The following is a 14,453-nucleotide window of genomic DNA, read 5'->3' as shown; positions in this document are numbered from 1 at the left end:
GTCAGGACGAATGTCGTAACGAATTCACGGAGCATTTCACTAAAGGCACTGTATCGCGCTGGGAGTCGAATTGTCAACCGAGCCAATTCGGGACGAGCAGAAATTCATCACCTCGCTCTACGCGCGGCTCGACGACCTGAGGGACCGGGCCGAGGCCGCCGTGGGCGAGGCGCTCAGGACGTCCGGGACCGGGAGCGCGCAGTCGCGCCTGGAGCGGGACATCCTGGTCGCCGAGCAGTCCGGGCTGCTCGCCGCCTTCAACGCCGGGGAGACCGGGCTCTGCTTCGGCCGGCTCGTCTTCAAGGACGGCCGTGACCACCACATCGGCCGCATCGGGCTGCGCGAGGACGACCCGCTCCGCACCCCGCTGGTGGTCGACTGGCGCGCCGAGATCGCCCGCCCCTTCTACCTCGCCACCGGCCACGAGCCCATGGGCCTCACCCGCCGCCGGCACATCGCCACGAAGGGCCGCGAGGTCGTCTCGCTCCACGACGAGGTCCTCGACCTCGCCGACCGCAGCCGCTCCGGGCACGAGGGCCGGGACGCCGACGAGGTCCTCCTCGCCGCGCTCGACGCCGCCCGCACCGGCCGGATGCACGACATCGTGCAGACCATCCAGGCCGAGCAGGACGCCATCATCCGCTCCCCGCACCACGGCGTCCTCGTCGTCGAGGGCGGCCCCGGCACCGGCAAGACCGCCGTCGCCCTGCACCGGGCCGCGTACCTCCTCTACGCCCACCGCGAGCAGCTCGCCAAGCGCGCCGTCCTCATCGTCGGCCCCAACCCGGCCTTCCTCGGCTACATCGGCAACGTGCTGCCCTCGCTCGGCGAGACCGGCGTCCTCCTCGCCACCCCCGGCGAGCTGTACCCCGGCGTCCGCGCCACCGGCACGGACACCCCGCGCGCCGCCGCCGTGAAGGGCGACGTCCGGATGGCCGACGCCCTCGCCGGGGCCGTACGCGACCGGCAGCAGGTCCCCGAGCGCGGGGCGCCGCTCGTCGTCCCGCACGAGGACGGCGACCTCGTCATCGACTGGGACATGGCCCTGGAGGCCCGCCACAAGGCCCGTGAGACCGCCCTGCCGCACAACCTCGCCCGCCCCTACTTCGCCTTCCGGATCCTCGACGCGCTCGCCGCGCAGCTCGCCGACCGGATCGGCGCCGACCCCTACGGCGGCCCGAACTTCCTCGGCCCCGACGACATCGCGCTGCTCGCCAAGGGCATCGCCGCCAACGCGGACGTGCACGCCGCCATCGACGGGCTCTGGCCGGAACTGACCCCCGAGGCCTTCCTCGCCGACTACCTCGCCGAGCCCACCCACCTCCCCGAGGAGGACGCGGCGGCGATCCGGCGCGACGGCGGCGCGTGGACCCCGGGCGACGTACCGCTCCTCGACGAGGCGGCCGAACTCCTCGGCCACGACGACTCCGCCGAGCGGGCCGCGCAGGAGGCCGAGCGGCAGCGGCAGGTGCAGTACGCGCAGGGCGTCCTCGACGTCTCCTTCGCCTCCCGCACCTACGAGTTCGAGGACAAGGAGGAGCTCGACGAGGACGCCTCCGAGGTGCTGTCCGCGCACGACATCATCGACGCGGAGCGGTTCGCCGAGCGCCACGAGGAGGCCGACCACCGCACCGCCGCCGAGCGGGCCGCCGCCGACCGCACCTGGGCCTTCGGCCACATCATCGTCGACGAGGCGCAGGAGCTGTCCGCCATGCTGTGGCGGCTCCTGATGCGCCGCAGCCCCACCCGCTCCATGACCCTCGTCGGAGACCCGGCGCAGACCGGCGACCCGGCCGGCGTCGGCGCGTGGGAGCGGATCCTCGCCCCGTACGTGGAGGACCGCTGGCAGCACGTGCGGCTGGGGGTCAACTACCGCACGCCCGCCGAGATCATGGCGGTCGCGGCCGCCGTGCGCCGCGAGGACGACCCGGCCTTCGAGCCGCCGGGATCGGTCCGCTCCACCGGCGTCGAGCCCTGGGACCGCGCGGTCGAGGACCCGGTGAAGGAGACCGCGGACGCGGTCGCCGCCGAGCTCCGCGCCGAGGGCCGGCTCGCGGTGATCGCCCCGCCGGAGCTGCTGCCCGCCCTGGTCGAGGCGCTCCCCGAGGCCTCGTACGGGCCGAAGCCCGACCTCACCAGCCCGGTGGTCCTCCTCGACCCCCGCCAGGCGAAGGGCCTCGAATTCGACACGGTCCTCGTCGTCGACCCGGACGGCATCCGGGCCGGCGCCCCGCACGGCACGAACGACCTGTACGTGGCGCTGACCCGGGCCACCCAGCGGCTCGGGATCGTCCGGCGGGCCTGAGGACCGTCAGGCCCGCCGGACGCCCGTCACGCGGGGCGGAGCCAGACCGTCGCGAGCGGCGGCAGCGTCGTCCGGACGCTCGCCGACCGCCCGTGCCACGGCACCGACTCGGTCTTCACCGGGTCGGTGCCGACCACGTCCGAACCTCCGTACCGGGCCGCGTCCGTGTTCAGCACCTCGCCCCAGGCGGCGAAGGCGTCCGGCACGCCGAGCCGGTAGTCGTGCCGGACGACGGGGGAGAAGTTGCAGACCGCGAGGAGCGGCGAGCCGAAGGCGTCGTAGCGGAGGAAGGCGAGGACGTTGTCGTCGGCGGCGTCCCCGACCACCCACTGGAAGCCCTCCGGCACGGTGTCCCGCTCCCACAGCGAGGGCGTCGCCGTGTACACCCGGTTCAGGTCCCGCACCAGGTCCTTCACGCCCCGGTGGTCGGCCTCCGCCCCGTACTCCGGGTCGAGCAGCCACCACTCGGGCCCGTGGTCCGCCGACCACTCCGAGCCCTGCGCGAACTCCTGCCCCATGAAGAGGAGCTGCTTGCCGGGGTGGGCCCACATGAAGCCCAGGTAGGCGCGGTGGTTGGCGCGCCGCTGCCACCAGTCGCCGGGCATCTTCGACACCAGCGCCCGCTTGCCGTGCACCACCTCGTCGTGCGAGATCGGCAGGATGTAGTTCTCGCTGTACGCGTACACCATCGAGAAGGTCATCTCGTGGTGGTGGTACTTGCGGTGCACCGGCTCCTTCTCCATGTACTGGAGCGAGTCGTGCATCCAGCCCATGTTCCACTTCATGCCGAAGCCGAGCCCGCCGTGACCGCCCGGCCCGACCAGGTCCGTCGCCCGCGTCACGCCGTCCCAGGCGGTCGACTCCTCGGCGAAGGTGACGATCCCGGGGCAGCGGCGGTAGACGGTGGCGTTCATCTCCTGGAGGAAGGCGACCGCGTCGAGGTTCTCCCGGCCGCCGTACTCGTTCGGCAGCCACTCGCCGTACTCGCGGGAGTAGTCCAGGTAGAGCATCGACGCGACCGCGTCCACGCGCAGGCCGTCGACGTGGAACTCCTGGCACCAGTACACCGCGTTGGCGACCAGGAAGTTGCGCACCTCCTTGCGGCCGTAGTCGAACTCCAGGGTCCCCCAGTCCGGGTGGTGCGAGCGGCGCGGGTCCTCGTGCTCGTACAGCGGCCGCCCGTCGAACTCGGCCAGCGCCCAGTCGTCCTTCGGGAAGTGCGCCGGCACCCAGTCCATGAGGACGCCGATCCCGGCCCGGTGCAGCGCGTCCACCAGGAACTTGAAGTCGTCCGGGGTGCCGAGGCGGGCCGTCGGCGCGTAGAAGCCGGTGACCTGGTAACCCCAGGAGCCGCCGAAGGGGTGCTCGGTGACGGGCATGAACTCGACGTGGGTGAAGCCGAGTTCACGCACGTAGGCGGGCAGCTCGTCGGCGAGCTGACGGTAGCTCAGGCCGGGCCGCCAGGACGGCAGATGGAGCTCGTACACCGAGATCGGCGCCTCGTGCGGCGGCCGGGCCCCGCGCCGCGCCATCCACTCCTCGTCGCTCCACGCGTAGTGCGACTCGGTGACGATCGAGGCGGTGTCCGGGGGGCACTCGGTGCGGCGGGCCATCGGGTCGGCGCGGACGGTGTGGGAGCCGTCGGGCCGCGTGATGTCGTACTTGTAGACGGCCCCCTCCCCGATGCCGGGGACGAACAGCTCCCACACTCCGGTGGACCCCAGCGAGCGCATCGGCAGGCCGGTGCCGTCCCAGTGCGTGAAGTCGCCGGTGACGCGGACGCCGCGGGCGTTCGGCGCCCAGACGGCGAAGCGGGTGCCGGTGACGCCGCCGTGCGTCATCACCCTCGACCCCAGCGCCGTCCACAGCTCCTCGTGCCGGCCCTCGCCGATCAGGTGCAGGTCGAGGTCGCCGAGCGACGGCAGATGCCGGTACGGATCCTGTACGGCGAGCTCGTCGTCCCCGTACCGCACGCGGAGCTCGTACGCCGGGACCTTCCGCAGCAGCGGCACGAACGCGGAGAACAACCCGTCGCCCTCGTCGTCCAGTTCGACCCTCCGCCCCTTCGGCAGCACGGCCGTCACCCCGCCCGCCCACGGGCGCAGCGCCCGGATGACGACCCCGCCCTTCACCGGGTGCGCGCCGAGGAGGGCGTGCGGGTCGTGATGCTCGCCGGCGAGCAGCCGCGCGCGCTCGCCGGGGTCGAGAGGGGGCGCTGTGCGGGGCGTCTTGGCGGTCACCGGTGGCCTCCAGAAAGCTCGGAATGTGTACGAACATGTCAACACCCCCACAACCCCCCCGGAAACTCCGCCGAACGGGCCATGTCCCGCCCCGCACCCCCGTGTGGGCGCCGCGCCGGCGGAGTCGGGCACCGTGGTGGTGCCGGGTCATGGGGGTGTGGCGAGGCGGTGGATGGCGGAGAGGGGGACGGGGAGCCAGTCGGGGCGGTGGCGGGCCTCGTAGACGACCTCGTACACCGCCTTGTCCGTCTCGTAGGCGCGGAGCAGCGCCGGGTCCGTCCGCGGATCCGCGCCCGCGACCTCCGCGTATCCCGTGCAGTACGCCGCCCGGCACCGCGCCGCCCACTCCGCGTTCCAGGGCCGGTGGGTGCGCGCCGCGTAGTCGAAGGAGCGCAGCATGCCCGCGACGTCGCGGACCGTCGGCTGCGGGCGGCGCCGTTCTTCGAGGGGCTTGGCCGGCTCGCCCTCGAAGTCGATGACGGCCCATCCGCCGTCCGAGCCGCGCAGCGTCTGCCCGAGGTGCAGGTCGCCGTGGATCCGCTGTACCGTGCCCGCCCCCTCCGCGTCGCCCGCCGCCGCGAAGACCGCCCGCAGCCCGGGGACGTACGGCAGCAGCGCGGGGACGGCCTGCGCGGCGGCGTGCAGCCGCCGGTCCATCGCGGCGGCGAGGCCCTCCGTCTCGGCGCGTTCGAGCCGCTGCGTGGGCAGGGCCGCGGCGAGCGCGAGGTGCACCTCGGCGGTGGCCCGCCCGAGGGCCCGCGCCTCCGTGGTGAACTCCCGTCCGGCCGCGAGCGCGTCGAGCGCGAGCCGCCACCCGTCGCGGGAGTCGCGGAGGTACGGCTGGAGCACGCCGAGCGTCGCCGCCCCCGACTCGAACCAGGCGACGGGCGCCGGGACGCGGGCGCAGCCGGCCTGCCCGAGCGCCAGGGGCAGTTCGAGGTCGGGATTGGCGCCGGGGCTGACCCGGCGGAAGATCTTCAGGATGTACGCGTCGCCGAACACCAGCGAGGAGTTGGACTGTTCGGCGTCGAGGACCCGCGGCGCGAGCGCCCCGGGCAGCGCGCGGGTCGCGTGGAAGCGGAGCGGGCCGGTGCGGCCGGGCGTGCGCAGCCGCTCGTACAGGAGCCCGGCGAGGCGCGGGTCCCGCAGCCCTTCGTAGACGGCGCGGCCGGCGAGCGGGCCCTGCCGGACGCGTCCGATGAGGGCGGGCGCGAGGCGCGGCGGCAGCTGGGTCCGTACGCCGAGGAGGAGTTGGTAGCAGTCGGCGGGTTCTCCGGCGGGGCGGCCGGGCTGTTCGACCCGGAGCAGGAGGTGGAGGAGTCCGGGGCCGGCGCCGTCCAGGGGCAGCAGCTCGGTGGCCGCGTCCAGCGTGAATCCGGTGACCCGGCGCCCCTTGCCCGCGAACCAGCGCTGCCGGGGCAGCCATTCGTGGAGCAGGGGTGTCAGGGACGGAAGGAGGGCGTCCGGGGCCCGGGTGGTGGATGCGGCGGTCTCCGGCATGGCATCGCGTCCTTTCCCCGGGGTGCGCACAGGGCTGTCGTAAGTGTTCAAATGCGCAGATTGTCCCGGATGGCGGCTTGGGCTGTCCGGATGAGCGGGACGTGTCGGAAAGGGAAGATCCATATGGATGGGGCGGGATGGACCCGGATGGGGGTGGTTCGTGTGTGGGACACAGTTCCCAGAGTGGGACGGAGGAAACCGTCCCACCCCGGCGGAGGCCGAAACGGCTCCCGTCAACTCCGCTTCATGCGGAACCAGTAGAAGCCGTGGCCCGCCAGCGTCAGCAGGTACGGCAGCTCGCCGACCGCGGGGAACTCCACCCCGCCGATCAGCTCCACCGGCCGCATCCCGGCGAAACGCCGCAGGTCCAGCTCGGTCGGCTGGGCGTGCCGCGAGAAGTTGTTCACGCACAGGACCAGGTCGTCGTCATCCTCGCGGAGGAAGGCGAGCACCGCCGCGTTGGAGGACGGCAGTTCGGTGTAGGTCCCCGTCCCGAAGGCACGGTTCTGCTTACGGATCTCGATCATCCGCTTCGTCCAGTGCAGCAGTGAGGACGGCGAGGCCATCCCCGCCTCCACATTGGTCACCTGGTAGCCGTGGACCGGGTCCATGATGGCCGGCAGGTAGAGGCGGCCCGGGTCGCAGGAGGAGAAGCCGGCGTTCCGGGCCGGGGTCCACTGCATCGGGGTGCGCACCCCGTCCCGGTCGCCGAGCCAGATGTTGTCGCCCATGCCGATCTCGTCGCCGTAGTACAGCACCGGGGAGCCCGGCAGCGAGAAGAGCAGCGCGGTGAACAGCTCCATCTGCTTGCGGTCGTTGTCGAGGAGCGGGGCGAGCCGCCGCCGGATGCCGATGTTGGCCCGCATCCGCGGGTCCTTGGCGTACTCGGCGTACATGTAGTCCCGCTCCTCGTCCGTGACCATTTCGAGGGTGAGCTCGTCGTGGTTGCGGAGGAAGATGCCCCACTGGCAGCCGGAGGGGATCTCCGGCGTCTTCGCCAGGATCTCGGAGATCGGGTGGCGCGACTCGCGCCGCACGGCCATGAAGATCCGCGGCATGACCGGGAAGTGGAAGGCCATGTGGCACTCGTCGCCGCCGGAGCGGAAGTCGCCGAAGTAGTCGACGACGTCCTCGGGCCACTGGTTGGCCTCGGCGAGCAGCACCGTGTCCGGGTAGTGGTCGTCGATCTCCTTGCGGACCCGCTTGAGGAAGGTGTGGGTCTCCGGCAGGTTCTCGCAGTTGGTGCCCTCCCGCTGGTACAGGTAGGGCACCGCGTCGAGCCGGAAGCCGTCGATCCCCAGGTCGAGCCAGAACTTCAGCGCCGACAGGATCTCCTCCTGCACGGCCGGGTTCTCGTAGTTGAGGTCCGGCTGGTGCGAGAAGAAGCGGTGCCAGTAGTACTGCTTGCGGACCGGGTCGAAGGTCCAGTTGGAGGTCTCCGTGTCGACGAAGATGATCCGGGCGTCCTGGTACTGCTTGTCGTCGTCGGCCCAGACGTAGTAGTCGCCGTACGGTCCCTCCGGGTCGCGCCGCGACTCCTGGAACCACGGGTGCTGGTCGCTGGTGTGGTTCATGACGAAGTCGATGATCACGCGCATCCCGCGCTGGTGCGCCGCGTCCACGAACTCCACGAAGTCGGCGATGTCGCCGAACTCGGGGAGGACCGAGGTGTAGTCGGCGACGTCGTATCCGCCGTCGCGCAGCGGGGACTTGAAGAACGGCGGCAGCCACAGGCAGTCCACGCCGAGCCACTGGAGGTAGTCCAGGCGGGACGTGATGCCCTTCAGGTCGCCGACGCCGTCGCCGTTGCTGTCCTGGAAGGACCGGACGAGGACCTCGTAGAAGACGGCCCGCTTGAACCAGTCGGGGTCGAGGTCCTTGGCGGGCGTGGACTCGAAGGTGTCGGGGACGGGATCGTTGACGGTCATGAGGTGGGTGACCCTCCGGTCTGCGGGGACGGTCGCAGGACGAGCACGTGCGCGGGCGTGACGCCCGGTTCCAGACGCACGTAGGCGTTCCTGCCCCAGTGATAGGTGTGGCCGGTGAGCTCGTCGCGCACCGGCACGGTCTCGTGCCAGCCGAGGCCGAGTTCCGGCATGTTCAACGAGACCGTCGCCTCCTGGGTGTGGTGCGGGTCGAGGTTGACGACCACCAGAACGGTGTTCGAACCCTCCTTCTTGGAGTACGCGATCACCTGCGGGTTGTCGGTGTCGTGGAAGGTGAGGTTCCGCAGCCGGCGGAGCGCCGGGTGACGGCGCCGGATCCGGTTCAGGGCGGTGATCAGCGGGGTGATCGTCGCGCCCGCCCGCTCCGCCGACTCCCAGTCGCGGGGCTTGAGTTGGTACTTCTCCGAGTCCAGGTACTCCTCGCTGCCCGCGCGCAGCGGCGTGTTCTCGCACAGCTCGTACCCGGCATAGATCCCCCAGGTCGGCGAGAGCGTCGCCGCGAGCACCGCGCGCGCCTCGAAGGCCGGCCGGCCGCCCTCCTGGAGGTAGGCGTGCAGGATGTCCGGGGTGTTCACGAAGAGGTTGGGCCGCATCTGTGCCGCCAGGTCCCCGGACAGCTCCGTGAGGTACTCGGTCAGCTCGTCCTTGGAGTTCCGCCACGTGAAGTACGTGTAGGACTGCTGGAAGCCGATCGCGCCGAGGGTCCGCATCATCGCCGGACGGGTGAAGGCCTCCGCCAGGAAGATCACGTCCGGGTCCTGTGCGTTGACCTCCCCGATCACCCGCTCCCAGAACACCACGGGCTTGGTGTGCGGGTTGTCCACCCGGAAGATCCGCACCCCGTGGTCCATCCAGTGCCGCAGCACCCGCACGGTCTCGGCGACGATCCCGTCCATGTCCTTGTCGAACGCGATCGGATAGATGTCCTGGTACTTCTTCGGCGGGTTCTCCGCGTAGGCGATCGAGCCGTCCGGCCGGTGGCGGAACCACTCCGGGTGCTTCTCCACCCACGGGTGGTCCGGCGAGCACTGGAGCGCGAAGTCCAGCGCGACCTCCAGGCGCAGCTCGCGGGCCCGGGCCACGAAGGCGTCGAAGTCCTCGATCGTGCCCAGGTCCGGGTGGACCGCGTCGTGCCCGCCCTCCGGCGAGCCGATCGCCCACGGCACGCCGACGTCGCTCGGGGACGCCGACAGGGAGTTGTTGGGGCCCTTGCGGTGGGTCTCGCCGATCGGGTGGACCGGCGGCAGGTAGACCACGTCGAAGCCCATCGCCGCGATGGCCGGGAGCCGTTCGGCCGCGGTGCGGAAACTCCCCGGAACCGTACGGCCCTTGACCTTCCGCACGCCCTCCGAGCGCGGGAAGAACTCGTACCAGGCGCCGTACAGGGCCCGCTCCCGCTCCACCCGGAGCGGGAACGCCGGCGAGGCGGAGACCAGTTCGCGCAGCGGATGCCGCTCCAGGGTCTCCGTCACCCGCGGCGCGAGCGCGGCGGCGAGACGCGCGGCCGCCGGCCGGGACTCGTCGCGCAGCGCGTCGGCCGCCGCGAGCACCGCCTCACGGCCGCCGCCCTTCTTCGGGACGCCCTTCGCGGCCCGCTCGTGCAGCTCCGCGCCCTCGGCCAGGACGAGTTCGGAGTCGATCCCGGCCGGGATCTTGATTTTTGCCGCGTGGCGCCAGGTCGCCAGCGGGTCGCTCCACGCCTCGACGGTGTACGTCCACGGCCCCTCGGCGTCCGGGGTGACCTCGGCACCCCAGCGGTCGGAGCCCTCGGCCAGCTCGCGCATCGGGGTCCACGGCCCCGGACGGCCCGTCGGGCCGGTGAGTACGACATTGGCGGCGACCGCGTCGTGGCCCTCGCGGAAGACGGTCGCCGACACCACGAAGGTCTCGCCGGCCACCGCCTTCGCGGGGCGCCGGCCGCAGTCGACCAGCGGGCGGACGTCCAGTACGGGAATGCGTCCCATGAGCGGATTCACAGCATCACCTGACGGTTTACGGGGGTGCGGGTGGTGGTGCGCTCTTTCTAGCCGCGCCGGAGGCCGGGGGGAGGACGGCATCGCCGCGCCCCTCCGCGTTCACTCGGATGGCGGGCCCACAGGGATGAAGCAGGGGTACGAAGACGGGTGCGAGGACGGGGACGGGACGGGTACGGGGACGGGACGGCGGGGAGGGATTCGGGGGAGTACCCGGGGAGCTTCCCCGGGTTCACGCGTGGGCAATCCGGCCCTTTGTTAACTACTAGGGCGTAGGGGGTGAGGCAAGGCGCGAGTCGGCCGAAACCCGCCGGTGCCGCGGGACGGACGGATCCCCCGTCGCCCTCGCTACGCTGACGCTCCGTCGTCACCGACCGCGGAAGGTGCGTGACCCATGGACGCCGTCGCCGCCCGGGCCGTGCTGCACTACGTGCTGGAGGGCCGGTGCCGGATCGCCGCCACCGGCGCTGCCCCCCTCGAACCCGCGCGCGGCGAGCTGGTCCTGCTGCCCGCCGCCGCCCGCCACCGCGTCCTCCCCGCCCCCGCGGACCAGGGCGTCCCGGCCCGGCCGCCCGACGTCCCCGACAGCCCCGGCAGCCCCGACGGCCCCGCCGCACGGGTCGCCGTTCTCGACGGTCCCGGGCCGCCCGCCCGGCTGCTGAGCCTCCGGACCGGATACGACCGGCGGGCCGTCACCCCGCTCGTCGCCGCCCTGCCCCGGGCCGTCCTGCTCGCACGGGACCAGGTCGAGGGGGCGCCGCTGCTCCGCGACAACCTCCGGCTGCTCGCCGCTCCCGGACGGCGGGCCGGACCCGGCGACCGGCTGCTCGCCCTGCGGGCGTTCGAGGCGGCCCTCGCCCTCGCCGCCACCGCGCCCCGCCCGCCGGACGGCCCGTACCCCCACCCCGGCATCGGCCGCGCGGTCGCCGCCGTCGAGACCCGCTACGCCGAGCCGTGGACCGTGGTCACCCTCGCCCGGGAGGCCGGGATGTCCCGCTCCGCCTTCACCGCCGCCTTCCGCGAGGCCGTCGGCACTTCCCCGGCCCGCCATCTGACGGCCCGCCGGATACGGGAGGCGGCCCGGCTGCTCGCCGGGACCGGGCTTCCCCAGTCGGCCGTGCCCGCCCGCGTCGGCTATCGCAGCCGCGTCGGCTTCCACCTCGCCTTCCGCACCGCCTACGGCATGACCCCGGGCGAGTACCGGGCCGCGGCGCCCCGCAGGGCGTGACCTCGGCCCCGCCGCGACCGGCGGCCGATCTGATGTAATCGTGCCCGGCGTCCACGGGGCGGCGCCGGGGACGGGGGCGGACTCTTGCAAGCGCTGGACGGTTCGGATCCGCGGCAGGTGGGGCGGTACCGGATTCTCGCGCGCCTCGGGGCGGGCGGAATGGGGCGCGTCTACCTGGGGCGGTCCACCAGCGGCCGGATGGTCGCCGTCAAGGTGGTGCGCGCCGAACTCGCCGAAGACCCCGAGTTCCAGCGCCGGTTCGTCCGCGAGGTGGAGGCCGCCCGGCGGGTCACCGGCTTCTTCACCGCGGCCGTGGTCGACGCCGACCCCCTGGGCTCGCCCCCCTGGCTCGCCACCGCCTACGTCCCCGGCCTGCCGCTGGAGGCGGCGGTGCGCACCCACGGGGCGTGGCCCCGGCGCTCGCTGCTCTACCTGGGGGCGGGACTGGTCGAGGCCCTGGAGGCCATCCACGGCACGGGGCTGATCCACCGTGACCTGAAGCCGTCGAACGTGCTGATCGCCGCCGACGGCCCCCGGGTCATCGACTTCGGCATCTCGATCATCGGCGAGTCGAGCGTCCTGACGCAGGCGGGGATGGTGATCGGCACCCCCGGCTTCATGTCGCCCGAGCAGGTCGCGGGCACCACCGTCGGCCCGGCCGCCGACGTGTTCTCGCTGGGCGCGGTGCTGGCCTTCGCGGCCACGGGAGCCGGGCCGTTCGGGACCGGCTCCGCGCACTCGGTGAACTTCCGCGCCGTCTACGGCGAGCCCGACCTGCGCCTGCTGCCGCCCGGGACGGACCTGATCGGCCGCTGCCTGGAGAAGGACCCCGCCCGACGGCCCACCGTGCCGGAGCTGCTCGCGGAGTTCGCGGGACTGCTCGGCGAGGGCAGCGGCCACACCTACGGCGGAGGGCCGGCGAAGGAGACCCACTGGCTGCCGGACGCGGTGGCGACGGCCCTCGGCGAAGCGGGCGGCGCCGTCGGGCCGGCCGCCGATCCCGGGCCCGCGCCGGCCACGCCGTCGCCCACGCGGCCCTCGGCGGACCCCTCGGCGGGCACCGCCGCCAGGCCCGACCCCCGCGTCCCGCTCGTGAAGAGCCCGGCCGGGCCGCCCGTGACACCGGGGCCGCCCCCGCCCGCCGTCCCGCGCACGCCGCCGCCCGCCGTCCCGCGCACGCCCCCGCCCGCCCTGCCGGGCACGCCGCCGCCGGGTGCGCCGCCGCTCCCCGCCGGCCCTCCGGTCGCCGGCAACCCGTACGCCGTCACGGCCCCCGCCCCGTACCCGCCCGGTCCCGCCGGGCCCGGCCCGGCCCGCGCGCCCGGCCGCCTCCGGGGCCGCAGGCTCGTCGCGATCGCCCTCGGCGCCGTCCTGGTGGCGGGCGGCGGCGCCACCGCCGTGATCCTCACGCAGAAGGACGACCCGTCCAAGAAGCAGGAGCAGACGCAGGACCAGGCGAAGGACCGGGGAAAGGACACGGGGAAGAAGGACGAGGGGTCCACAGGATCAGACGGCGGCTTCAACGCCGCGGTCGGCCAGGTGGTCAACGCCTCCGACAAGAAGGGCGGCACCCTCCGCCTGGTGAGCGGGGCGGACGCGGACTCCTGGGATCCGGCCCGCTCCTACTCGGGATGGGTCTGGAACATCCAGCGGCTCTACGCCCGCACGCTGATGACGTACGCCGCCGAACCGGGCGAGAAGGGCCTCTCGGTGGTCCCGGACCTGGCCGCCGCGCAGCCCGAGGTGTCCGCCGACGGCCGGACCTACACGTTCAGGCTGCGCCGCGGACTGAAGTACGAGGACGGTTCGCCGATCACCGCCGCCGACGTCAAGTACGGCATCGAGCGCGCCTTCGCCCCGGAGATCGCCGGCGGACCCACGTACCTCGTCGACGTCCTGGACCGGAAGCAGAACTACCAGGGCCCGTACAAGGACACGGGGACGTCGGGCCTGCGGTCCGTCGAGACCCCCGACGACGAGACGATCGTCTTCCGCCTCGCCGAGCCCGACTCCCGGTTCCCGTACCTGCTCACCATGGGCGCGACGGCCCCCGTGCCGCGCACGCGCGACACCGCGGACCGGTACGGGACCAGGCCGCTGGCCTCCGGCCCGTACCGCTTCGACTCGTACCAGCCGGACCGGTCGCTGGTCCTCGTCCGCAACGAGAAGTGGGACCCCGCCACCGACCCGCTCCGCAAGGCCCTCCCGGACCGCGTCGAGCTGAGCATCGTCTCCGGCCAGGACAAGGTCGACGAGCAGATGCTGGCGGGCACCGCCGACCTGGACGCCTCCCACATCGGCCTGTCGCAGCAGACCGCCACCCGGATGCTGCAGGACCCGAAGCTGAAGTCCGGCGTGGACAACCCGTACAACGGGTACCTCCGGATGGCCGCGATGATCTCCGACACCGCACCGATGAACAACCTCGACTGCCGCAAGGCGGTGACGTACGCGGCCGGCACCGAGGCGCTGCGGAACGCGCGCGGCGGGGAGGCGTTCGCCTCGCTGCAGGGCAACATGCTGCCCCCGACGGCCCGGGGCGCCGACACCTACGACCCCTTCGGCCTGACCGGGGGGAAGCCCCAGCGGGAGAAGGCGAAGGCGGCGCTGCGGGCGTGCGGCAAGCCCGGCGGATTCACCACGAAGGCCGCCGTGAACAACGGCAACCCCAAGGACGTCCAGGCGGCCACCGCCCTGCAGAGCGACCTGAAGGCCGTCGGCATCACCCTGGAGATCGAGCGGTTCGACAACTTCTCCGCCTACTACGCCGCCCTGGGCTCCCCCGAGATCCTGAAGAAGAAGGGGATCAGCATGCTCCTGCTGGGCTGGGGCGCCGACTTCCCCACCGGCGCGGGCTTCCTCCAGCCGCTGGCCGACAGCGACCTGAGCAGGACCGAGGGCAACAGCAACTACGCCCGGGTGAACGACGCCCGGATCGACGAACTCTTCGACCAGGCGACGGCCGAGACCGACGAGGCCGAGGCGACCAAGCTCTACCAGGAGATCAACCACCGGCTCACCGACGGGGCCTACTACCTGCCCATCACCGCCGAGAAGAACGTCAACTACCGCAACCCGCGGCTCACCAACGTCTACGTCCACGAGGCGTTCAACCTGACCGACATCCAGGCCCTGGGCATCGGCGAGACCCCCTGACGCCCCCGGGGCCGTGACGCACGCGCCCCCGGCGCCCCGCCCGTGCCCCCGGGGGCCGGCGGCGCGCCGTGGCCCGAGCGGCACCGGTGGACCTACGCTCGGGGC

The 14,453-nt window shown here is 73.0% G+C and carries 7 protein-coding genes; 3 read left to right on the top strand and 4 right to left on the bottom strand.

Going from position 1 to position 14,453, the window contains the following annotated elements; translation table 11 throughout:
- The first annotated feature begins 70 nt into the window (after positions 1–70).
- Positions 71–2,305 carry a UvrD-helicase domain-containing protein gene (locus ABZ621_RS08430; RefSeq protein ID WP_360602007.1) on the top strand — a complete coding sequence of 745 codons (2,235 nt, stop codon included), beginning with the start codon at positions 71–73 and terminating at the stop codon, positions 2,303–2,305.
- 26 nt (positions 2,306–2,331) lie between these two features.
- Here the strand turns inward: ABZ621_RS08430 and glgB are convergent, their stop codons facing one another.
- From glgB to ABZ621_RS08410, 4 genes are all read right to left on the bottom strand, one after another.
- Entirely contained in the window at positions 2,332–4,545 is a 2,214-nt protein-coding gene (gene glgB, locus ABZ621_RS08425) for a 1,4-alpha-glucan branching enzyme (protein ID WP_360602005.1), read from the bottom strand.
- A 147-nt stretch (positions 4,546–4,692) separates the two neighbouring features.
- Positions 4,693–6,045 carry a maltokinase gene (locus tag ABZ621_RS08420; RefSeq protein WP_360602003.1) on the bottom strand — a complete coding sequence of 451 codons (1,353 nt, stop codon included), beginning with the start codon at positions 6,043–6,045 and terminating at the stop codon, positions 4,693–4,695.
- 233 nt (positions 6,046–6,278) lie between these two features.
- A complete protein-coding gene (gene treS, locus ABZ621_RS08415; protein WP_360602001.1) occupies positions 6,279–7,973 on the bottom strand; it encodes a maltose alpha-D-glucosyltransferase in 1,695 nt (564 codons plus the stop codon).
- Entirely contained in the window at positions 7,970–9,955 is a 1,986-nt protein-coding gene (locus ABZ621_RS08410; protein ID WP_360601999.1) for an alpha-1,4-glucan--maltose-1-phosphate maltosyltransferase, read from the bottom strand. The genes treS and ABZ621_RS08410 overlap by 4 nt, the downstream gene beginning before the upstream one ends.
- Before the next feature lie 403 nt (positions 9,956–10,358).
- Here ABZ621_RS08410 and ABZ621_RS08405 point away from each other — a divergent pair, with 403 nt between their 5' ends.
- Positions 10,359–11,192: an AraC family transcriptional regulator gene (locus ABZ621_RS08405; protein WP_360601997.1), complete on the top strand. Its 834-nt coding sequence runs from the start codon at positions 10,359–10,361 to the stop codon at positions 11,190–11,192.
- A gap of 117 nt (positions 11,193–11,309) precedes the next feature.
- Complete coding sequence (locus ABZ621_RS08400; protein ID WP_360601995.1) at positions 11,310–14,348, top strand: ABC transporter substrate-binding protein; 3,039 nt, start codon at positions 11,310–11,312, stop codon at positions 14,346–14,348.
- Positions 14,349–14,453: the final 105 nt, after the last annotated feature.

It is taken from the genome of Streptomyces sp. NPDC007863 (assembly GCF_040633895.1).
In the GTDB taxonomy this organism is placed as follows: domain Bacteria; phylum Actinomycetota; class Actinomycetes; order Streptomycetales; family Streptomycetaceae; genus Streptomyces.
The sequence above is the reverse complement of the archived record's forward strand: the minus strand, read 5'-3'. Positions and strand labels throughout refer to the sequence as shown.